We start from the raw sequence: 20,615 nt of genomic DNA, 5'->3' as shown, positions 1-20,615 counted from the left end.
TTGACGCGTTTTCTTGCCGCGAACCGGGACCACTTCGCTGGAAAACGCTACGCAAGGCATCAGCGCCCCTTCACCGGCGTTTCCGGCACAGGCGTCAGTGGCGCCTTGCCGGCAAACCAGTTCTTGATGTTATCGACCACGAGCTGGTCCATCGCATTGCGTGTGACCACCGAGGCCGAGCCGATATGCGGCAGCAGCACGACGTTTTGCATGGCTTTCAGATCGTCCGGCACGCTCGGCTCGTTGGCGAACACGTCGAGCCCCGCCGCCAGGATCGTCCCCGACTTCAGCGCCGCGACCAGCGCCTCTTCGTCGACGACCGAGCCACGCGCCACGTTGATCAATACGCCGCGCGGCCCAAGCGCCTTGAGGACATCGGCATTGATCATCTTCGCGGTAGAGGCGCCGCCCGGCACGATCACGATCAGGGTGTCGACCGCCTTCGCCATTTCCAGCAGGTCGGGGTAATGCTTGTAGGAGACCGCCGATGACGGGTTGCGCGAATGATAGGAGACCGGCACCAGCGAAGCCTCCAGCCGGCGGCCGATCGCCTGGCCAATGCGGCCCATGCCGACAATGCCGACCTTGCGGTCGCGCAGCGAGCCGACGCTCAGGGGATAATTCTGCGTCTGCCACAGGCCCGAACGCAGATAGCGGTCGGCCTTGACGAATTCGCGCAAGGTCGAGATCAACAGCCCCATCGCGACGTCGGCGACCTCTTCGGTCAGCACATCGGGTGTGTTGGTGACCACCACATTGTGTTCGCGCGAATAGTTGCAATCGACGTGGTCGTAGCCGACGCCGAAGCTGGCAATGATCTCGAGCTTCGGAAAATGCGACAGCGCCTTGGCATCGGCCGGCACCGAATGATAGGTGACCGCCATGGCGCGGGTCTTGGCCAGCACGTCCGGCGTCAGCCGTTCGAGATCCGCCCGGCTCTCCGCCTTGTGCAATACATATTGGTCGGAGAAGCCGTTTTCGAGGATCGGCCTGATCGGCCCGTAGACCAGCAAATCGATCTTTTCGGACGAAATAGTTCCGGCAGCCATCAGTTTTCCTTTCGAAGCGCGCTTTCATGCCAGCGCCGCAGTACCAGATGCGAAATTAGCGCCAGCAGCCCATAGATGACAATCCCGGCGACGGAGAGCAACAGCAGAGCGGCGAACATTCGGGGAATGTTGAGACGGTAGCCGGACTCGGCAATACGGAACGCGAGGCCCGAGCCTGCGCCCGCCGTGCCAGCCGCGATTTCGGCGACCACTGCGCCAATCAGGGATAGTCCGCCTGCGATCCGCAATCCACCGAGAATATAGGGCAATGCTGTCGGCAATTTCAGGTACCGCAGCGTCTGCAGCCGCGACGCGCCATAGAGGCTGAACAGGCCGGCCAGATTGCGGTCGACCGAATTGAGCCCGAGCGTGGTGTTGGACAGCACCGGAAAGAAGGCGACGATCCAGGCGCAAACGATGACCGCGGTTTGTTGCTGCAAATAGATCAGCAGCAACGGTGCGATCGCGATCACAGGCGTGACCTGCAGGATCACCGCATAGGGAAACAGCGAATATTCCAGCCATTTCGATTGATTGAACAACAGCGCCAGCGCGACGCCGCCGATCGCGGCGGCGATGAAGCCTTCCAGCGTGGTCAGCAAGGTGACGCCGAGGGATTCCGATAGCACCGGCCAGTCCGCGACCAGCGTCTGGAACACCGCTGACGGCCCCGGCAGCACATAAGGCTGGATGTCGTTGACGCGCACCACCAGCTCCCACAACGCGATGCCGGCGGCGAGCACCACGACGGGTAGCAAGAACCGAACAAAATCCCGTGAAGAACTCATGCGCTTGTTCGCCCCGAATAGGAGGGCACCAGCGCTTGTGAGACCTCGCGGCAATAGGCGGCATAGGAAGCCGACATCCGGAAGTCCTCGACCCGCGGCTCCGGCGTGTCGATACGAAATTCAGCGCTGACGCGCCCCGGCCGTGACGACATCACGACCACGCGCTGCGACAGATACACCGACTCGAACACCGAATGGGTGACGAAGATGACCGTCATATTCAGCTTGCGCCACAACTCCAGGAGATCGTTGTTGAGACGGAAGCGCGTGATCTCGTCGAGTGCGGCGAACGGCTCGTCCATCAGCAGGATATCCGGACGGGTGACCAGCGCCCGCGCCAGCGATACCCGCATCTTCATGCCGCCGGACAATTCGCGCGGGTATGCAGCGGCGAACTCCGACAGGGCGACCTGCGCCAGCGCCTCGCTGATCCGCCGGTCCGCTTCCGTCGTCGCCATGCCGGCAAGCTTCAGCGGCAGCCGGACATTGTCCTGCACGCTGGCCCACGGCATCAGGGTCGGCTCCTGAAACACGAAGCCGATGTCATGACCCGCGCGGGTTTCGTTCGCGTGGTGCGAAACGGCAACCACACCCGAACTCGGCGTGGTCAGTCCCGCAATCAGCCGCAAGGCGGTGGATTTGCCGCAGCCGGAGGGGCCTAGCAAGGAGACGAATTCGCCACGCTTGACGTCGAGGTCGAACGGTCCAAGCGCGGCCACGTCATTGTCATAGACCTTGGTGACGTCACCAAGGCTCACCGCCATCGCATCGGCTTCAGACAGAGCGGGACCGGCCATCACGCCTAGTTCTTCGGCCGCAGATTGAGGCCGACGCCCTTGTTGATGAAGCGCAGCGTATAGGCCTGGCGGTAGTCGATATCGCGGCGAACCACGCCGGCGCGCACCATCTTGTCGAAGAAGCTGGCGACGCGGGCATCGGTCATGGCGCCGATGCCATCCTTCAAGGTGTCGCCGGAATCGACGATGCCGTATTCCTTCATCTTGGCCGTGGAATATTTCAAGAGTTCATCGGTCATTTCCGGATTGAGCTTCTTGATCATGGCATTGCCCGGCGTGTTGTCGCCGTAGAGATAATTGTACCAGCCGATCATGGACGCATCGACGAAGCGCTGCACCAGGTCGGGCTTCTTGTCGACGATCTCGGTACGGGTCTCGACCAGGGTCGAATAGGCGTTGAAACCGTAGTCGGCCAGCAGCACGACGTTCGGCTTGAAGCCGGCGGCCTTTTCGACCGCGTACGGCTCGGAGGTGACATAGCCCTGCATCGCGCTTTGCTTGTTCACGATGAAAGGCTGCGAATTGAAGGTGTAGGGTTTGACCTTGCTCTCGCTGAACCCATACTCCGACTTCAGCCACTGGAAATAGCTCGTAATGCCTTCCTTCGACACCAGCAGCGTCAACGGTTTGAGATCCTCCAGTTTGCTGATCTTGAATTCCGGATGGGTCAGAAAGACCTGCGGATCCTTCTGGAAGATGGCGGCGACCGCCACCAGCGGCACCTTGTTGGTGACCGCATCGAAGGATTGCAGCGTGTTCGCGCTCATGAAGAAATCGAGCTTGCCGGCGATCAGCAGCATGCGGTTGTTGGTGTTGGGGCCGCCCGGCACGATGGTGACGTCAAGCCCGTAATTCTTGTAGGTGCCGTCGGCGACCGCCTGGAAGAAGCCGCCATGCTCGGCTTCCGCGACCCAGTTGGTTCCAAACGAGACCTTGTCGAGGGTCTGCCCGCGCGCAGGCACCAGCGCGGCCACCAGCGCCAATAGGGCTGCGGTTAACGTTCGCGGCAAAAAGGCCGGGTGCATGGTTGGACTCCGTCGATCATTCTGGCCCCCCATGATAAGGAGGGTGTGGACGTGGATCACGCCCCCAAGGAGGGAGATATCGTCCCTGGTTGGCTAACAAACTACCCTGCAAATCCATTCAAAGAAACGCTTGGCTCGATGACTTCGCCCGTTCCGCCCCGCAACTGGACCGACATCCACTGGCCCGATATCGCAGCCAGCGGCCCCGAGCGCTGGATCGCGGTGCTGCCGCTGGCGGCAACCGAACAGCACGGCCCGCATTTGCCTGTCGGCACCGACGTCATGATCGGCGAGGCCTATCTGGCGCGGGTACGCGAGCTGCTGCCGGCGAGCGTTCCGGTCACGTTCCTGCCACTGCAGCCGGTCGGGATTTCCACCGAACATATCGATTATCCGGGCACGCTGACGCTACCCACTGAAATCGCGCTGAAGAGCTGGATGGCGCTCGGCGAAAGCGTCGCGCGCGCCGGCGTCAGGAAGCTCGTCATGGTGACGAGCCACGGCGGCAACAGCGCGGCGATGACGCTGGTCGCGCAGGATCTTCGCGCACAACATGGACTGTTCGTGGTCACCACCAGCTGGTCGCGCTTCGGTGTCCCGGACGGACTGTTTTCGGCGGAAGAACTGCGCCACGGCATCCATGGCGGCGCGATTGAGACCTCGATCATGCTGGCGCGATATCCGCAAACCGTGCGCGAGCAGGCGATCATCGATTTTCGCCCGAGCAGCATCGCGATGGAAAAGGATCACCGCTGGCTGTCGGCGCATCGGCCCGCGCCATTCGCCTGGCAGGCGCAGGACCTGCACGGCAGCGGCGCCATCGGCGACGCCACCCAGGCCTCCGCCGAAAAGGGCGAGAAGCTGCTCGATCACGGCGCCCGCGCGTTCTGCGAATTGCTTGACGATGTCGATAAATTCGACGTGAAGCGGCTGGCGACCGGGCCCGATTACATCCTCTAAGCGACTGTATAGACTGCCGAATAATCTACCATCCGGATTGCCCAAACTTCGTTCGAACCGGAATCGGGATGGCTCCGTCCAACTGGGTGCGGACCACGTTGACCGCCTTACGGCTGCTCTCGTGGTTCCCTGTCCGGCATGGCGCCTCATCCACCCTGTGCCGAACCAGACCCGCCCGGTTGTCCCCCCGGGCGGGTCATTTTTTTGGGCCAGCCATCCCTGCCCCACCGCTGTTGCAAAACCGTCATGCAGCAATGCCATCCAAGGCGGACTCCATCGCCTTATTGTTGCGAGTTAATTGCAACTGGGATTGGGGTGTATGGTGCGTTTTTCCGATCTGGCTTTGAGCGGACGAATCGGGAAGAAGCCGACCGGGGGCGGCGGGGTTGATGACTTCATTTCTTGGGTGGCGGCCGGCGTTCAAATCTGCAGTGATGGTGCGAGACCGCAGCCCGCTTCGCGCTGGACCAGGCCGCACCATGGGTTCGTACCGCCATTCCCTGCAGCATGTTTTGGCTGGCGCCGCCGTCGGTGCCATGACGCTCGCCAGTCCCGTCCTGGCGGCTGATCTGTCTCTCAAGGCGCCTGCACTCAAGGCCGTCTATAACTGGACTGGTTTCTATGTGGGCGGCCATGCCGGTTATGGCGCCGGCAGCCTGGGCCCGAACACCAACACCGAGCCCTTGCAGGGCGTGTTCCTTCCCCACAGCGTCACGGGACTGACCGGCGGCTATCAGGCCGGCTACAACCACCAGCTGGCCAACAGGGTCGTGCTCGGTGTGGAGGCTGACGTTTCGTTCGGCAGTCCGGTGGACATTCCGCGGCTCGCGCCGGTGCCGTTCAACAGCACCATCGATTACATCGCAACCGCGCGCGGCCGGGTCGGCTACGCGATGGGAACGTGGATGCCCTACGTCACGGGCGGCCTCGCTTGGGGAAGCACCCATGTCAACCTCAACGACACCGGGGTCATCATCCCGCCGAAGCGGTACCTCACGCATGTCGGCTGGACCGCGGGCCTCGGCATCGAGGTGGCGGTCGGCGGCAACTGGACTGCCAAGGCCGAATACAACTATGTCGACCTGGCGCCGCGGACCTATGACCTGACAGATGTCGGATTGCCGCGCGTCAACGTCGATCCCAACATTCATCTGCTCAAGCTCGGACTGAATTACCGGCTGTGGGAGACGCCGCCTTGGGCGGGTCCCACACCGGTCGATGGACGCACCGCGCTTGCCGAGCCGAAAAACTGGAATGTGCACGGTCAGACCACGGTTATCGCGCAAGCCTATCCCCGCATGCGCTCGCCCTATGAGGGCACCAACAGTCTTCCGGGCGGCGGCCAGGGCCGCCAGACCTGGACCGCGGACGTGTTTCTCGGCTGGCGGCTGTGGCAGGGCGGCGAGTTCTATTTCAACCCCGAACTGGCGCAGGGTTTTGGCCTCAACAGCACGCTGGGACTTGCCGGCTTCTCCAACGGCGAAGCCCAGAAAGGCGGCGCGCCCTATCCGAAATATCGCCCGCAGCGCTACGTCTTTCGCCAGACCTTCGGCCTCGGCGGCGAGCAGGAAGACGTCGCCGACGGTCCGATGCAACTGGCGGGCAAGCGCGACATCGACCGCGTCACGGTCACAGTCGGCCGCTTCGCGGTCGGCGACTATTTTGACGGCAACTCCTACGCCAAGGATCCCCGCGTCGACTTCATGAACTGGGCGATGTGGTCATCTGCGGCCTACGATTTCCCCGCCGACCTCCCCGGCTTCACCCGTGGCGCCGTGGTCGAACTCAACCGCAAGGACTGGGCAATTCGCGCCGGCCTGTTCCAGGTCCCCAACGCGCCGAACAGCGACGTCCTGGTGTTCAAGTCCGGCGGCGCGGTGGTTGAATTCGAGGAGCGCCACACGATCTTCGATCAGCCCGGCAAGCTCAGGCTCGGCATTTTCGGCAATCGCGGCAACACCGGCAGCTACCGGAACGCGCTGGGGATAGCAGCGGCGGACCCGACGCTTGACATCAACGACGTCATCGTCGGCATCCGGCGCGAAAACACCAAATACGGATTCTACATCAACGCCGAACAGCAGATCATTAGGGATGTCGGGATGTTCGCCCGCGCGAGTTGGAACGACGGGCGCAACGAAATCCTGTCCTTCACCGACGTGGATCGCAGCGTTTCCGCCGGGTTATCGGTCAAGGGCAGCTATTGGGGCCGCCCCAGCGATACGTTCGGCATCGGCGGCGCCGTCAACGGACTCTCATCTGGCCATCGCGACTTCCTGGCGGCGGGCGGCCTCGGCCTTTTGATCGGCGACGGCCGCCTCAATTACCGCAATGAAAGTATCTTCGAGACCTTCTACGCGTTCGCGATCGACAAGAATTTCACGTTGACCGCCGACTATCAGCGGATTGCCAACCCCGCCTATAATGGCGACCGTGGCCCCGTGCATATTTTCTCCGGGCGTTTGCACGGGGAGTTCTGAGCCTCGGCGTCAGAAGCTTCGGCATCACGCTGGCGTCGTGGCGGCATCGTCGATGCGCGTCGCCAGCGCCTTGTCGATACGCCGGCCGTCGAGATCGACGATCTCGAAGCGCCAGCCCTGCGCCTCCACGTGATCGCCGACGCCAGGTATCGCCCCGAACTGCTGGAGCAGGAAGCCGGCCATGGTTTGATACTGCCGCGACGACGGCAGGACGATCTGGAGCAAATTCGCAAATTCGACGGCGGGCATCCAGCCCGAGATCAGATACGAGCCGTCGTCCCGTTTCACCACCGCCGCTTCGGGCGGCCCCTCTTCGGTATGGAAACCGCCGACGATCGATTCGAGAATGTCGGCACTGGTCACGACGCCCTGGAAGGCGCCGTATTCATCATGCACCAGCCCCATATGCACGGGGGAGTCACGAAGCACCGCGACGACGTCCCTGGCATCGAGGAATTCCGGAATGATCGGCGCATCCCGGACCAGCGTGCGAATATCGGGTGCCTGCCCTGACAAATAGCTGTCCAGCATGTCCTTGGACTGGACAATGCCGAGCGCCGCATCCGGATCCTTGTCGAACACCACAAAGCGGGAATGGTTGCTGCCGGCAAGCGCAGCAAAGATAATTTCAGGCGGATCCGCCAGATTGATCATGCTGACTTCGGGGCGGGGCGTCATGACGGCGCCGACTGGAAGATCGCCAAGACGCATGACGCCCGCGATCATTTCCTTTTCGCCGGGCTCGAGTACCCCGGCGTTCTCGGCCTCGACCACCAATGTGCGGATTTCGTCCTCACTGACCTTGTCTTCGGCTTCACCCCGATGGCCGAGCAGCCACAACAGCCCCTTGCCGGAGCGATCCAGCAGCCACACCAGGGGCGACGAAATTTTCGAGAGCAGCATCATGTAGGGCGCCACGCGCACCGCCACCGATTCCGGATCGCGCAAGGCGATTTGCTTGGGGACCAATTCGCCAATGATGAGTGAGGCGTAGGTGATGACGCTCACCACGACGCCGACGCCGATCGCGTCAGCCAGGCCTTTCGACAATCCCGATTCGACCAGCAGGTTGGTCAGGCGCTGGCCCAGCGTGGCGCCGGAAAACGCACCCGACAGCACGCCGATCAGCGTGATCCCGATCTGGACCGTCGACAGGAACTTGCCGGGATCAGACGCCAGCGCGAGTGCACGGCGGGAACCCGTGACGTTCTTTTCGACCAGCGCGGCGAGCCGTGCCGGCCGCGACGAGACAATGGCAAGCTCCGACATTGCAAGCAGGCCATTGGTGATGATCAGGACCGTCACGATCCCGAGTTCCAGATAAAGCATTGTCTCCCTTTTTACGGGCAGTCATTCCAGAGAGAGGCTTTATCAGAGCAGCGGCCCTGCGGCGATAGCTTGTCGTCCCGGCCTCGAGCCGGGATGACGTAAGCGTGAAGGCTCACCCCGCCGGCTGGAACGAATCCGCCCGGGCCATATCCCAGGCGTCGCGGAAGCGTGCATCGCTGGTGCCGTCGATCAGCTCGCCCGGGCGCAGCGGCGGATAAAGTTTCGCGAACGTCAATGTGTCGTTCGTGGAGGATCGCTGCGAGAAGTGGATCGGCCGTAACTGCTGCGGATGGTCGAGGCCAGCAGCGGCGAGCAGCTCGGCCAACGCATGCAAGGTGGCGTGATGATAGTTGTAGACGCGATCGATCTTGTGCGGCACCACCAGCGCGCGCGCGCGCGACGGGTCCTGCGTAGTCACCCCGGTCGGGCAACGGTCGGTATGGCAGCTCAGCGATTGGATGCAGCCCAGCGCAAACATGAAGCCGCGCGCCGAATTGCACCAATCGGCGCCGATCGCCATCGCGCGCGCCATGTCGAAGGCGGTCGCGATCTTGCCGGCGGCGCCGATGCGGATGCGGTCGCGCGCGTTGATGCCCACCAACGCGTTATGGACGAAATTGACGCCCTCGCGCATCGGCATGCCCAGATGGTCCATGAATTCCAGCGGAGCGGCGCCGGTGCCGCCTTCATTGCCGTCGACCACGATGAAATCAGGATAGATCCCGGTCTGCAGCATCGCCTTGCAGATGGCCAGGAACTCCCAGGGATGGCCGACGCACAGCTTGAATCCGGCGGGCTTGCCGCCGGACAACCGCCGCATTTCACCGATGAAGGCCATCATTTCGAGCGGCGTCGAAAACGCGCGGTGGCTGGCCGGCGAGATGCAGTCTTCGCCCATCGGCACGCCCCGGATCTTTGAAATCTCTTCCGAGACCTTGGCCGCCGGCAACACGCCGCCGTGTCCGGGCTTGGCGCCCTGGCTGATCTTGAGTTCGACCATCTTGATCTGGTCGTCGGAAGCAATGCGCGCGAACAATTCGGGATTGAAGCCGCCGTCCCGGTTGCGGCAGCCGAAATAGCCGGATCCGATTTCCCAGATGATGTCGCCGCCGTTCTCGCGGTGGTAGGGACTGACGCCGCCCTCGCCGGTGTCATGCGCGAAATCACCTTTTTTGGCGCCCGCATTCAACGCGCGTACGGCATTTGGACTAAGCGCGCCAAAACTCATCGCCGAAATGTTGAACACCGAGGCCGAATACGGCTTGGTGCAATCCGGACCGCCGATGGTGACGCGAAACTGCTCGACGGCGCGAGCCTTCGGTGCCATCGAATGATGCATCCATTCATAACCGTCGCGATAGACGTCTTCCTGGGTGCCGAACGGCCGCTTGTCGAGCTGCATCTTGGCGCGCTGATAGACCAGCGCGCGGGTATCGCGGGAGAACGGCATGCCGTCCTTCTCGCTCTCGAAGAAATACTGCCGCATCTCCGGCCGGATCTCTTCCAGCAGAAAACGGATGTGCGCGGAGATCGGATAATTCCGCAGCACCGCGTGGCTCTCTTGCGTGAGGTCGCGAATGCCGAGAACGGTGAGCCCGCCGAAGATCACGATGGGAACCAGCAATATTTCCCACACCTTCAAATTTTGATCGAAGATGCCGATGCCGATCAGCAGTGCCGTGACGACCGCGCAGATCGTCAGCACGATGTAGCGTGGCGAGAACGGCATCAACAGCGTTTCCATGACAACCCCTCAGCCGGAATATTCTTGCGGAATTATTCTTGTCCGCCAGCAGCTTAATCCAACCATTGGCATAAGCACCATACGATATACGGTCCAGCCGTCGCCGACGTGACAGGGGATCGCAAAATATTTGCACAAGCCCGTGGTGGTTGAATCAATTGATCGGAAGCTGCTTTTGCAGTGCAGCGTAACCGTCGTGCCTCAGTGGCTGTGCAGCCGCATTTCCCCGGGAATCTTGCCCTGCTGCAGGCCATGGTGGGCGAGCCACGCATCTGTCGTGGCAATCGCGCGGTCGATGTGATCGGCGGTGCGCGAAAAATCGTAAGGTGATCCCACCAGTGGGCATAGCGGCGGCACCACGAAATATTCGATGCCGGGATCGAGGCCCTCCAGCTCAATGACCAATTGCCGCGCGATCAGCAGCGTCAGCGCGTGCAGCGCATTGGCGACCGCGCCGACGGGAGGAGCCTGCGTGGCGCAGGCGTGCCCGGTTGGCAGGATGATCAACCGCTTGGCGCCTTTCTGAACCGCGACCCGGATCGGCGTGTTGCTGGAGATCGCACCATCGGCGAGATAGTAATTCTTGTAGGGGATCGGCGCGAAAGCGCCCGGGATCGCGGTCGAAGCGACGATCGCCTCCGAAGTCGAGCCTTCCGACAGCACAACGCTGTCGCCGGAAATGATGTCGGTGGTGACGATATGCACCGGCACCTTGGCATCCTGCAGATTGCGATAGGGAATGTGGTCGTCGATCAGCTTGCGGATGCCGTCGTGGGAAATCAGGAAATCGCGGCGCCACAGAAAGCTCAGCACCGCGCGCCAACTCATCGGAAACACGTCGTGCCGGGTTAATCCGCGCCAGATGTCGCCCAGCCGCTCCACGCCCTTGAGCGTCGGATCGCCGGCATAGAAGGCGCCGTTGAGGGCGCCGACGCTGGAGCCGACCACCATATCGGCGGAAATTCCGTGCGCGGCGAGCGAATGCAACATGCCGACCTGAATGGCGCCAAAGCTGCCGCCGCCGGCGAACACAAAGGCGGTCTTCACCGGGCCGATCTGATCGCGTACCGACAACGCCTGGCTCCCTGATCGCCGCGTCGGCACAGGCCGCATGGCGTTGGGAGGGTTATAGCAGCGGGGGAATGGGATGGGCTACTGGGGGAGCGACGCTCTTTCCCCACGTCGTCCCGGCCTCGAGCTCAGATGCGCAATTGCGCATCGGGGGACCCATACGCCGCGGCCCGCGTTGCTGGAAAAAGAAGATAACAACCAGCGTGCAGACCAATTGCCGCCGGTGGCTATGGGTCCCGGCTCAAGGCCGGGACGACAAGCCTCAGCGTTCCACAAACGCCTTTTCGATCACGAAGTGACCGGGCTGGCTGTGGCTGCCTTCGAGGAAGTCGCGGGTCTCGAACAGCTGGCGCAGCTCTTCCAGCATGCCGGGGCTGCCGCACATCATGATGCGGTCGGTCGCGATATCGAGCGGCGGCTGGTGGATGTCGTTGAAAAGCTGTTCCGAGGTGATCAGGTCGGTGATGCGGCCGCGGTTGCGGAACGGCTCGCGGGTCACGGTCGGATAATACAGCAGTTTCTCGGACAAAAGGGGTCCGAACAATTCGTCGTCGCGCAGCTTCGCGACCAGTTCCTCGCCATAGGCGAGTTCGGAAACCTGCCGGCAGCCATGAACCAGCACGATGGTTTCATAGCGCTCATAGACATCAGGGTCCTTGATCAAGCTCGCGAACGGCGCGAGGCCGGTGCCGGTCGACAGCAGCAGCAGACGCTTGCCCGGAATCAGATTGTCGGTGATCAGCGTTCCCGTCGCCTTGCGGCCGACCAGGATGGTGTCGCCTTCGCGGATCTTCTGCAGCTTCGAGGTCAGCGGCCCGTCCGCAACCTTGATCGAGAAGAACTCGAGTTCCTCCTCGTGATTGGCGCTCGCCATGCTGTAGGCACGCAGCAGCGGACGGCCCTCGACCTCGAGGCCGATCATCGCGAACTGCCCATTCTGGAAACGGAAGCCGGAATCGCGGGTGGCGGTGAAGCTGAAAAGCGTATCGGTCCAATGACGGACAGAAAGAACTTTCTCTCTATAGAACGCGCTCATGTGTTTTCGTTTTTCCTGACGTCTTGGTGTAGAACAAATCAGTTTCTTGCCGGTTTTTCGGGGCTCAAAGAGCTAAAAACCCCCGAAATCATTGGCGATTTGACGTTTCAATTGCGCCAATGACAGAGATAGTCAAGATCAATTGGCGTACAATTGAGAACTCGGAATGGCAGTCGGTTTATTTTGCGGAAAGGTTCGATTGGTCTTCGTTAATGGAGATCTCACGCAATTAACTTGCTGAAATTGACGCCGATCTGGCAATAAATTGCTACGCGAATTTTAGAACGCGTCAAAAGAGACCGCATGCGAAGCGTGAAAGAATTTCGACAAGGTAAACCGGGCTTTTATCCGGACCAGTCGATCTATGCCGAATTCGCCTGCGCTGAATTCGGGCTCGCCTTTCGCGATCTCGACGGCGGCTCCGGGCTGCTCTTCAGCGTCGCTTCGCCGAACAAATTGCTGCATTTCGGCGCCGGCCGCTGCTCCTGGTATCCGCAGAACAATGCCACCGCCTCGACACTGGCGTCCGATAAATACTTCGCCGGCAAAGTTCTTGAAGAGGCCGGGATATCGACGATTAGCAGCAAGTACTTCTTCCTCCATGAACGCTATCGCGCACATCGCCCCCCAGGGCATGAGCGCGAGGACGCGTTGACACACTTTCGCGAATTGGGCGCATCCGCCTTCGTCAAGCCGCTGACGGGATCGCGCGGCGATTTCGCGCAAAGGATTCACGGCGAAGCTGCGCTCATTGGATATCTCGACGACGTCGCGAAATATTACGACGCGGTGCTGATCCAGCCGATCGTCGAGGGCACCGAGTACAGGGTCTTTCTGCTCGACGACGACGCGCTGTATTGCGCGCGCAAAAATCCGCCCTTCGTCCGCGGCGACGGCGTGCACACGTTGCGCGAATTATTTACCGCCCATAACGATGCCCTTCGCGCCCGCGGTCTCTCGCCGGCCTCCCCCGGGGAGCGCGACCCCTCGCTCGACGCCGTGCTGCCGCAAGGCGAGCGCCGCGAGATTCCCGGGCGGATGAATCTGAGCGCGGGCGGAACGATGGTGCTCGAAACTGCGCCTTCCGAAGCAGCGGTTACGCTGGCAAAAAAAGCCAGCCGCGCACTTCGGCTTCGTGTCGCGGCCGTCGATCTGTTCGTGGGCATCGGCGGCGATCCCGGCGCCATGACGGTGATCGAAGTCAACTCCAACCCGTCGATTAGGCTGCTGGAAGAATCCGGCCGCGGCGACCTGATCCTGAAAATCTGGCAGCACACGTTTCACACCATGGGACTGCTCGGTGTTTGACCTGCCGAAATATGGCGACGGCATCTGCCTCGCACGCCTGGCTGAATTGCTCGACGCGCTCGGGGTCGATCGCGCGCGGCTTACGCGCAACTCGGTCGTGGTGACCGGCTCGAATGGCAAGGGCAGTACAGCTGCGATGTGCGCCGCGATCGGCCGCGCCTGTGGCCTGCGAACCGGCCTCTTCACATCGCCGCACCTCATGCGCTTCAACGAACGGATCCGGATCGATGATGCCGAGATCGGTGATGATGATTTCGCCCGGTCCAGGCAAAGAGTCGAGACCGCCATCGCCGGAATCTCGCAGCGGCGCGGCGAACAGTTCGGTGCGTTCGAGGCGTTGTTTGCACTCGCCTGCCTGCATTTCCAGGAAAGCGATTGCGAATTCACGGTGTTTGAGGCGGGCATCGGCGGCCGCTACGATCCGGTCCGCCTGGTTGGAGCACTTCAAACTTGCGTGACGTCGGTCGATTTCGAACACGTCGAATTGCTCGGCAACACGCTGGCGCTGATCGCTTCCGACAAGAGCGACGCCTGCGCCGACGGCGGCACCATCATCTATGGCGAGAATTGCCGCGGCCTGCGGCGGCATCTGCTCGAATATAATCGCCATCGTGGAGTCACGTCGCTGTTCGTTCGCGATGAGATCGGTATCGACGGCGAGTCCGCGTCCCCGTCAGGACAGCGGTTCGATTACCGGTTCGGCCATCACCACTATCGCCACCTCGAGATGCGCCTGCTCGGCGCGGTTCAGTTCAACAACGCCGCGATCGCCGTCACGCTGTTCCTGCTCTGGCTGCAGGGCGCGCAGGCGAGCAAGGCGCCTGAGCGGATCGAGCAAGCTATCCGCACCGGCCTGCGCCAGACGCAATGGCCCGGCCGTCTCGAAATCATCGCGCAGGCCCCACTGACGGTGATCGATGTCGGCCATACCCCCGACGGCATCCGACAATCGCTGGCGAGCCTGAAGGCGATCCACGGCGCCGACGACTGGATCCTCGTCACCGGCGCCTCCGGCGACAAGAAGGCGAACGAGATCGTAGGCAGCCTGGCGCCGGCTTTCGACACGATCATCTGCACGGCGGCGTACCACAAGGGCGCCAAGCCGCACGACATCGCTGCCGCGGCGCGGTTCGCCAATCCAGCCGCGGATATTCGTATCGCGGATACGATCGAAGAAGCGGTGCGGCTGGCCGGTGCGTTGGCGGCGTCGCAGAAGCGCAAAGTATATGTCGCGGGCGGACTGTTCCTGGCGATCGAATACGCCACGACCGCCCGCGGCGGACGCGCGCAGGATTTGCAGTTCTTCTGAAGCCTGGATTCTTACAGCTCTGGAGGGAGACACAACACAGCGAGTGCAATTGGCCGCCTGATATGCGATCAACTGCATCAAGAACGATCAAGCCGAGGGAGAAAACGCCATGAACGCCACCGTCAATCGCCAGATCCTGCTGGTGGAAAAGCCGACCGGCAAGCTCGGACCCGAGCATTTCAAGATGTCGGAGGGTGCAGTGCCGGAGCCGAAGGACGGCGAGGTGCTGGTGCGGGCGCGCTATATTTCGCTCGACGCCGCCAACCGCGCATGGATGCACGGCGCCACCTATCGCGCCGCGGTCGAAGCCAACACCGTGATGGCCGGCGGCGGCATCGCGGAGGTCGTGTCCTCGAAAGCTCCCGGCCTAGCCCCGGGTGACATCGTGTTCGGCGACACCGGCTGGCAGGATTACGCGGCGGTGCCCGCAAAGCATTTGACCAAGATGCCGCGGATGGATCCGATGACGCATCTGCTCAGCGTCTACGGCATCGCCGGCCTCACCGCCTATTTCGGCCTGCTCCATGTCGGCAAGCCCAGGGAAGGCGAAACCGTCGTGGTCTCGGCGGCGGCCGGCTCGGTCGGCTCGATCGTCGGCCAGATTGCGAAGATAAAAGGCTGCCACGTCGTCGGCATCGCCGGCGGCAAGGACAAATGCAACTGGCTCACCTCTGAACTCGGCTTCGACGCCGCGGTCGATTACAAGGACGGCGCGATCTACAAGGCGCTGCGGGCGGCGGCGCCGAAGGGCATCGACGTCTATTTCGACAATGTCGGCGGCGACATTCTGGAGGCCTGCATCGCGCTGATGAACAACCGCGGCCGCATCTCCTGCTGCGGCGCGATCTCGCAATATGACGGCGTGCCGTCGGCGACCGGCCCGCGCGGGGTGCCCGGCCTGATCGTGGTGAAGCGCCTGATCATGCAGGGCTTCATCGTGATGGACTACATGAACGAGCGCGACCAGGCCCTGAAGGACCTGCAGTCCTGGGTCGCTTCCGGCAAATTGAAGGTGCAGGAAGACGTCATCAACGGCCTGGAGAATACACCACAGGCGCTGATCGGACTGTTGGCCGGCAAGAACCGCGGCAAGCGGATGGTGAAGGTGTAGGCGCAACTCCATCAACCGCGTCCCCGCGAACGCGGGGACCCATACGCCGCGGCGGTTATTGTTACGGAAGGTATCTAACGCCAGCGTTCTCGCCGATAGGCTGCGGCGTATGGGTCCCGGCTCAAGGCCGGGACGACACCGTGAGTCTAACGCGCACCCGGCGCCACCTGCGCGCCCGCTTTCTTCCGCTTCCGCTCACTGAGCCAGTTCTCGAACCGCTGCACCACGACAAAGAACGTCGGCACGAACAGCACCGCGAGACAGGTCGAGGCCAGCATGCCCGAGAACACGGTGATGCCGATCGATTTGCGAGCGTTGGCGCCGGCGCCGGTCGCCAGCACCAGCGGCACCACGCCGAGGATGAAGGCAAACGAGGTCATCAGGATCGGGCGGAACCGGGCTCGCGCCGCCTCAACCGCGGATTCCAGCAGCGGCTTGCGGTCGCGCACATGAAGTTCGAGCGCGACCTCGACAATCAGAATGGCGTTCTTCGCCGACAGCGCGATCAGCAGGATGATCCCGATCTGGGTATAGAGGTTGTTCTCGATCCGCAGCCCCGTCAGCACGATCATCGGACCGAGCAGCGACAACGGCACCGCTAATATCACCGAGATCGGCGCGAACCAGCTTTCATACTGTCCGGCCAGCACGAGATAGACCAATAGCAGCGCGAGCCCGAACGCCCAGTAGATCTGGCCGCCGACGACCTTCTCCTGGTACGACATTGCCGTCCATTCAAAGCCGGTACCCTGCGGCAGGGTCTTTCCGGCGATCTCCTCCATCAGTTTCATCGACTGGCCCGAGCTGTAGCCCGTGGCGGGCAGGCCGATGATGCTTGCGGACGGATAGAGATTGTACAGGCTGATCAGCGAGGGGCCGACCGAGGGCGTGATCTTGGCGACCGTGCCGAGCGGGATCATGTCGCCATTGCTGTTGCGCACCATCATGTTCGCCATGTCGCGCAAGGTCAGGCGATACTGCGCATCCGCCTGGGCATAGACCTGGAAGGTGCGGCCGAACTTGTTGAACTGGTTGACGTAGGTCGAACCCATGTAGGACGACAGCGTCGAGAAGATCTGGTCGGTCGTGACATGCAGGGTCTGGGTCTTGACCCGGTCGACCTCGACGTCGAATTGCGGCACCATCGAGCGGAACGACGAGCTGACGCGCTGCAGCGCGCTCTGCGTCTGCGCGTTGGAGACGATGGCGCCGGCAATCGCCTGCAGTTTGCCGTAGTCGGCATTGCCGTCGCGCAACTGAACCTGCATCGCAAAACCGGCAGCGTTGCCGATGCCCTGGATCGGCGGCGGCGGGATAACCAGGATTCGCGCCTCCTCGATGGCAGACATCTTCTCGTTCAGGCCGACGAACAGCGAGCGCAGATCCTCGCCCTCGCCGCGCGCGCTCCACTCCTTCAAAATCAGGTAGGCGACGCCGGCATTGGCGAGGCTGGAAGAACTATCCAGCGCCGAGATGCCGGAAATGCTGATGACCTGATCGACGCCGGGGTGCTTGCCGGCGATGTCGCTGACGCGGGTAAGCACTTGCTGGGTGCGGTCGAGCGAGGCCCCGTCGGGCAGTTGCACGGCGACCAGGAGATAGCCCTGATCTTCAATGGGAATAAACCCGGTCGGCACCCGCGACAGGCCATAGCCGGCGCCACAGATCAGGATGAGCGCTGCGATCACCGAGACGTTGCTGTGCGCGACCAGGCGGCCGATCAGCCGGGCATAGCCGCGCTCGAGCCGGTCGTAGACCGCGTTGAAGCCGCGGTAGAAGAAATTGCGCTGTTCCGGCGGCGCCGGTCGGCGCAGCCACAGCGCGCATTGGGTCGGCTTCAGCGTCGCGGCATTGATGGCGCTGAGCAGCGCGGTCGCCGCAATCACCAGCGCGAATTGCGAATACATGCGCCCGGTCAATCCCGGCAGGAAGGCCGACGGCAGGAACACCGAGATCAGCACCAGCGTGATGCCGACGATTGGCGCGAACAGCGCGTCCATCGCCGATATCGCTGCGTCATGGCCGGACATGCCCTTCTCGATGTTATGCGCGGCGCCCTCGACCACAACGATGGCGTCGTCGACCACGATGCCGATCGCCAGCACGATCGCGAACAGGGTCGAGATGTTGACGGTAAAGCCGAGCGCCGCCATCGCGGCGAAGGCGCCGATGATCGTCACCGGCACGGTGGTTGCCGGCACCAGCATCGCGCGCCAGTCCTGCAGGAAGATCAGGATCACGATCAGGACGAGGAAGCCCGCCTCGATCAGCGTCTTGTAGACCTCCTTGATCGATTCCGAGACGAATTTCGTGGTGTCGAACGGCGTGTCATGTTTCACGTCCTGCGGAAACGCCTTGGCGAGCACCGTCATCTTTTCCCTGACGGCCTTCTCGACCTCGAGCGCGTTGGCGCCGGGCGACTGGAACACGCCGATGCCGGTGGCGGGCTTATTGTTGAGCGAGAACGCCTGGCTGTAGGTCTGGGAGCCGAGTTCGACCCAGCCGACGTCGCGGACGCGGGTGACATCGCCGTTGCTGCCGGTCTTGACGATGATGTCCTCGAACTCGCTCTTGTCGCTGAGCCGCCCGCTGACATTCAGCGTATACTGGAAGGCCTGCCCCGGCGGTGTCGGCGGCGCGCCGACCTGGCCCGCGGTGACCTGCTGGCTCTGCTGCTGGATCGAGGTCACGACATCCTGCGGCATCAGGTTGCGGACCTGCAGCTTGTTCGGATCGAGCCAGACCCGCATCGAATACTGGCCAGCGCCGAACACCGTGACGTTGCCGACGCCGGGCAGCCGCGACAGCTCGTCTCTGATGTTGATGGTAGCGTAATTGCTCAGGAACAGGCTGTCATAGGTCGCATTCGGCGACGTCAGCGTCACGAACAGCAGGACCGCCGTCGACTTCTTCTGCACGGTGACGCCCTGGTTCTGCACCGACTGCGGCAGCTGCGCCAGCGCGCTCGACACCCGGTTCTGCACCAACACCTGCGCGAAGTTGAGGTCGGTGCCGATCTTGAACGTCACCGTCAGCGAATAGGTGCCGTCGGCGCCGCTGTAGGACTGCATGTACAGCATGTCCTCGACGCCGTTGACCTGCTGCTCGATCGGCAGCGCCACGGTATCGATCACGGTCTTGGCACTGGCGCCGGGATAGCGCGTCGTCACCTGCACCGTCGGCGGCACCACATCGGGATATTGCGCCACCGCAAGGCGAAACAGGCACACCCCGCCGATCAGGATCATCAGGATCGCGATGACGTTGGAAAGGACGGGCCGCTCGATGAAGAATTTCGAAATCATGGCCGGTCCCTATTTGGTTGGTGCCGGCGACGCTTCGATTTTCTTGATCTGCGGGTCGACCTTCTGACCGGGGATCGCGCGGAGCAGCCCGGCGGTGACGACGCGATCGTCGCCCTTCAAGCCGCCTTCGATGACGCGCAAAGCGCCCTCGAGCGGCCCGGTTTGTACCTTGCGCTGTTCGACCACGTTCTCGCCGTTGACAACCAGCACGTAGCGGCCGGCCTGGTCGCTGCCGAGCGCGACATCGGGCACCAGCAGCGCATTCGACTGCTCGTCAAAGGGCACGCGGACCCGGACGAAGAATCCCGGCAGCAACGCCCGATCGGGATTCGGCAATAGGCCGCGCACCGCGAGCGTGCCGGTTGATTGATTGAGGGTCGGCGAGACGTAGTCGAGCTTACCCTTGTGCGGAAAGCCGCTCTCGGTCTGCAATCCGACCTCGACCGGCAACTGGCGGATTTCCTCGACGGTTATGCCCCGCCGCCTTGCCTCTTCCCGGATCCGCTGCACATCCTGTTCGTTGACGTTGAAGTTCACATAGATCGGATCGAGCGCCACGATGTTGGCAAGCTGCGTCGGCGACGAGACGCCGACCAGTTCGCCGACCGACACCAGATGCGCGCTGACGATGCCGTCGAACGGCGCCGTGACGTTGGTATAGCCGTAGTTGACGGCCGCAATCTTGGTGTTGACCTGGGCCTGCTGCAGATTCGCCTGCGCGTTCTCGCGCGCCGCCGTTGAAGTATCGAGCGTGGCCTGCGAGACCGCCTGTCTTTGCACCAGCTCCGACTGCCGTTTGAAATCGGCTTCGGCCTGCTTCATCGACGCCTGCATGCCGGTTTCGGCAGCCTGCGCTTGATCGAGCTTCAATTTGTAGGTTTCCGGCTCGATCGTGAACAGCGTGGTGCCTTCTTTCACGAAAGTGCCGTCCTTGTAGTTGATCGATTGCAGGAAGCCCTGTACGCGCGCGACCAGATCGACGTTCTTGATCGGCGCGGTGTTGCCGGTCGCCTCCAGATAGCGAGTGATGCTGCGCTGCACCGGCACGGCGACCTCAACTTTCGGCGGCGGCGGCGGTACAAAAGTATTCTGTTCGCAGGCACTTAAGACGCCGAATGCGGCAATGGCGACGACCGCGCGACACGCAATGGTGCCTCTCTGTCTGAAGGTGTCATGTGCTCTGCTGCATGCCAGCGAACGCTCAGACTTCATTTGCGTGCCTCAATACGTTTGTTCTTGCAAAGGGCGTTCTATTCAAATTATGGCGTTCGACCATCCCATAAAAATAGCAACAATCCACTTG

Annotated in this window: 15 protein-coding genes; 5 read left to right on the top strand and 10 right to left on the bottom strand. The window is 62.3% G+C overall.

The genetic code is table 11. From position 1 onward, the window contains the following. Positions 1-59: 59 nt before the first annotated feature. From JQ609_RS24830 to JQ609_RS24815, 4 genes are read right to left on the bottom strand one after another with little or no spacing between them, the layout of a single operon-like run. The gene (locus JQ609_RS24830; RefSeq protein ID WP_212275392.1) at positions 60-1,049 is read right to left on the bottom strand and encodes a 2-hydroxyacid dehydrogenase; all 990 of its coding nucleotides are present in this window, start codon (positions 1,047-1,049) and stop codon (positions 60-62) included. Further along, entirely contained in the window at positions 1,049-1,837 is a 789-nt protein-coding gene (locus JQ609_RS24825) for an ABC transporter permease (protein ID WP_212275390.1), read from the bottom strand. The genes JQ609_RS24830 and JQ609_RS24825 overlap by 1 nt, the downstream gene beginning before the upstream one ends. After that, positions 1,834-2,634 (bottom strand): ABC transporter ATP-binding protein, encoded by an 801-nt coding sequence (locus JQ609_RS24820; RefSeq protein WP_212275388.1) that lies wholly within the window; start codon positions 2,632-2,634, stop codon positions 1,834-1,836. The genes JQ609_RS24825 and JQ609_RS24820 overlap by 4 nt, the downstream gene beginning before the upstream one ends. Positions 2,635-2,639: 5 nt before the next feature. Continuing rightward, a complete protein-coding gene (locus JQ609_RS24815) occupies positions 2,640-3,659 on the bottom strand; it encodes an ABC transporter substrate-binding protein (RefSeq protein WP_212275386.1) in 1,020 nt (339 codons plus the stop codon). A 138-nt stretch (positions 3,660-3,797) separates the two neighbouring features. Between JQ609_RS24815 and JQ609_RS24810 the strand changes: the two genes are divergently transcribed. Then, the gene (locus tag JQ609_RS24810; protein ID WP_212275384.1) at positions 3,798-4,619 is read left to right on the top strand and encodes a creatininase family protein; all 822 of its coding nucleotides are present in this window, start codon (positions 3,798-3,800) and stop codon (positions 4,617-4,619) included. Between the two features lie 479 nt (positions 4,620-5,098). Then, positions 5,099-7,099 carry a carbohydrate porin gene (locus tag JQ609_RS24805; protein ID WP_212275382.1) on the top strand — a complete coding sequence of 667 codons (2,001 nt, stop codon included), beginning with the start codon at positions 5,099-5,101 and terminating at the stop codon, positions 7,097-7,099. Between the two features lie 24 nt (positions 7,100-7,123). Here JQ609_RS24805 and JQ609_RS24800 read toward each other — a convergent pair whose 3' ends face one another. The 4 genes from JQ609_RS24800 to JQ609_RS24785 form a co-directional block, all read right to left on the bottom strand. After that, positions 7,124-8,428: a hemolysin family protein gene (locus JQ609_RS24800; RefSeq protein ID WP_212209700.1), complete on the bottom strand. Its 1,305-nt coding sequence runs from the start codon at positions 8,426-8,428 to the stop codon at positions 7,124-7,126. 112 nt (positions 8,429-8,540) lie between these two features. Beyond that, entirely contained in the window at positions 8,541-10,172 is a 1,632-nt protein-coding gene (locus tag JQ609_RS24795; protein ID WP_212209701.1) for an FMN-binding glutamate synthase family protein, read from the bottom strand. Positions 10,173-10,373: 201 nt separating this feature from the next. Further along, a complete protein-coding gene (locus JQ609_RS24790) occupies positions 10,374-11,246 on the bottom strand; it encodes a patatin-like phospholipase family protein (RefSeq protein ID WP_249128368.1) in 873 nt (290 codons plus the stop codon). Between the two features lie 259 nt (positions 11,247-11,505). Next, complete coding sequence (locus tag JQ609_RS24785) at positions 11,506-12,279, bottom strand: ferredoxin--NADP reductase (RefSeq protein ID WP_212209703.1); 774 nt, start codon at positions 12,277-12,279, stop codon at positions 11,506-11,508. A gap of 303 nt (positions 12,280-12,582) precedes the next feature. Here JQ609_RS24785 and JQ609_RS24780 point away from each other — a divergent pair, with 303 nt between their 5' ends. The 3 genes from JQ609_RS24780 to JQ609_RS24770 all read left to right on the top strand — a co-directional run bounded on the left by JQ609_RS24780 (position 12,583) and on the right by JQ609_RS24770 (position 16,007). Continuing rightward, on the top strand, positions 12,583-13,587 hold the full coding sequence (locus JQ609_RS24780; protein WP_212275378.1) for a RimK family alpha-L-glutamate ligase: 1,005 nt from the start codon (positions 12,583-12,585) through the stop codon (positions 13,585-13,587). Further along, entirely contained in the window at positions 13,580-14,896 is a 1,317-nt protein-coding gene (locus JQ609_RS24775; protein WP_212275376.1) for a glutamate ligase domain-containing protein, read from the top strand. Before JQ609_RS24780 ends, JQ609_RS24775 begins: the two co-directional genes overlap by 8 nt. 109 nt (positions 14,897-15,005) lie before the next feature. After that, on the top strand, positions 15,006-16,007 hold the full coding sequence (locus JQ609_RS24770; protein ID WP_212275374.1) for an NADP-dependent oxidoreductase: 1,002 nt from the start codon (positions 15,006-15,008) through the stop codon (positions 16,005-16,007). 146 nt (positions 16,008-16,153) lie between these two features. Here JQ609_RS24770 and JQ609_RS24765 read toward each other — a convergent pair whose 3' ends face one another. Then, a complete protein-coding gene (locus JQ609_RS24765) occupies positions 16,154-19,312 on the bottom strand; it encodes an efflux RND transporter permease subunit (RefSeq protein WP_212275372.1) in 3,159 nt (1,052 codons plus the stop codon). 9 nt (positions 19,313-19,321) lie between these two features. Further along, positions 19,322-20,524, bottom strand: coding sequence for an efflux RND transporter periplasmic adaptor subunit (locus JQ609_RS24760; RefSeq protein ID WP_212275370.1), 1,203 nt, complete (start codon positions 20,522-20,524; stop codon positions 19,322-19,324). Positions 20,525-20,615 lie beyond the last annotated feature (91 nt).

Source organism: Bradyrhizobium sp. AUGA SZCCT0169 (assembly GCF_018130085.1).
Classification (GTDB): domain Bacteria; phylum Pseudomonadota; class Alphaproteobacteria; order Rhizobiales; family Xanthobacteraceae; genus Bradyrhizobium.
Note: the sequence above shows the minus strand (reverse complement) of the source record. Positions and strands in the feature narration are given on the sequence as shown.

Coding starts and splice junctions, on each gene's coding strand:
- JQ609_RS24800 (WP_212209700.1), bottom strand. CDS start 8,428: ATGCTTTATCTGGAACTCGGGATCGTGACGGTCCTGATCATCACCAAT.
- JQ609_RS24770 (WP_212275374.1), top strand. CDS start 15,006: ATGAACGCCACCGTCAATCGCCAGATCCTGCTGGTGGAAAAGCCGACC.
- JQ609_RS24765 (WP_212275372.1), bottom strand. CDS start 19,312: ATGATTTCGAAATTCTTCATCGAGCGGCCCGTCCTTTCCAACGTCATC.
- JQ609_RS24820 (WP_212275388.1), bottom strand. CDS start 2,634: ATGGCCGGTCCCGCTCTGTCTGAAGCCGATGCGATGGCGGTGAGCCTT.
- JQ609_RS24830 (WP_212275392.1), bottom strand. CDS start 1,049: ATGGCTGCCGGAACTATTTCGTCCGAAAAGATCGATTTGCTGGTCTAC.
- JQ609_RS24805 (WP_212275382.1), top strand. CDS start 5,099: ATGGGTTCGTACCGCCATTCCCTGCAGCATGTTTTGGCTGGCGCCGCC.
- JQ609_RS24825 (WP_212275390.1), bottom strand. CDS start 1,837: ATGAGTTCTTCACGGGATTTTGTTCGGTTCTTGCTACCCGTCGTGGTG.
- JQ609_RS24815 (WP_212275386.1), bottom strand. CDS start 3,659: ATGCACCCGGCCTTTTTGCCGCGAACGTTAACCGCAGCCCTATTGGCG.
- JQ609_RS24785 (WP_212209703.1), bottom strand. CDS start 12,279: ATGAGCGCGTTCTATAGAGAGAAAGTTCTTTCTGTCCGTCATTGGACC.
- JQ609_RS24760 (WP_212275370.1), bottom strand. CDS start 20,524: ATGAAGTCTGAGCGTTCGCTGGCATGCAGCAGAGCACATGACACCTTC.
- JQ609_RS24810 (WP_212275384.1), top strand. CDS start 3,798: ATGACTTCGCCCGTTCCGCCCCGCAACTGGACCGACATCCACTGGCCC.
- JQ609_RS24795 (WP_212209701.1), bottom strand. CDS start 10,172: ATGGAAACGCTGTTGATGCCGTTCTCGCCACGCTACATCGTGCTGACG.
- JQ609_RS24780 (WP_212275378.1), top strand. CDS start 12,583: ATGCGAAGCGTGAAAGAATTTCGACAAGGTAAACCGGGCTTTTATCCG.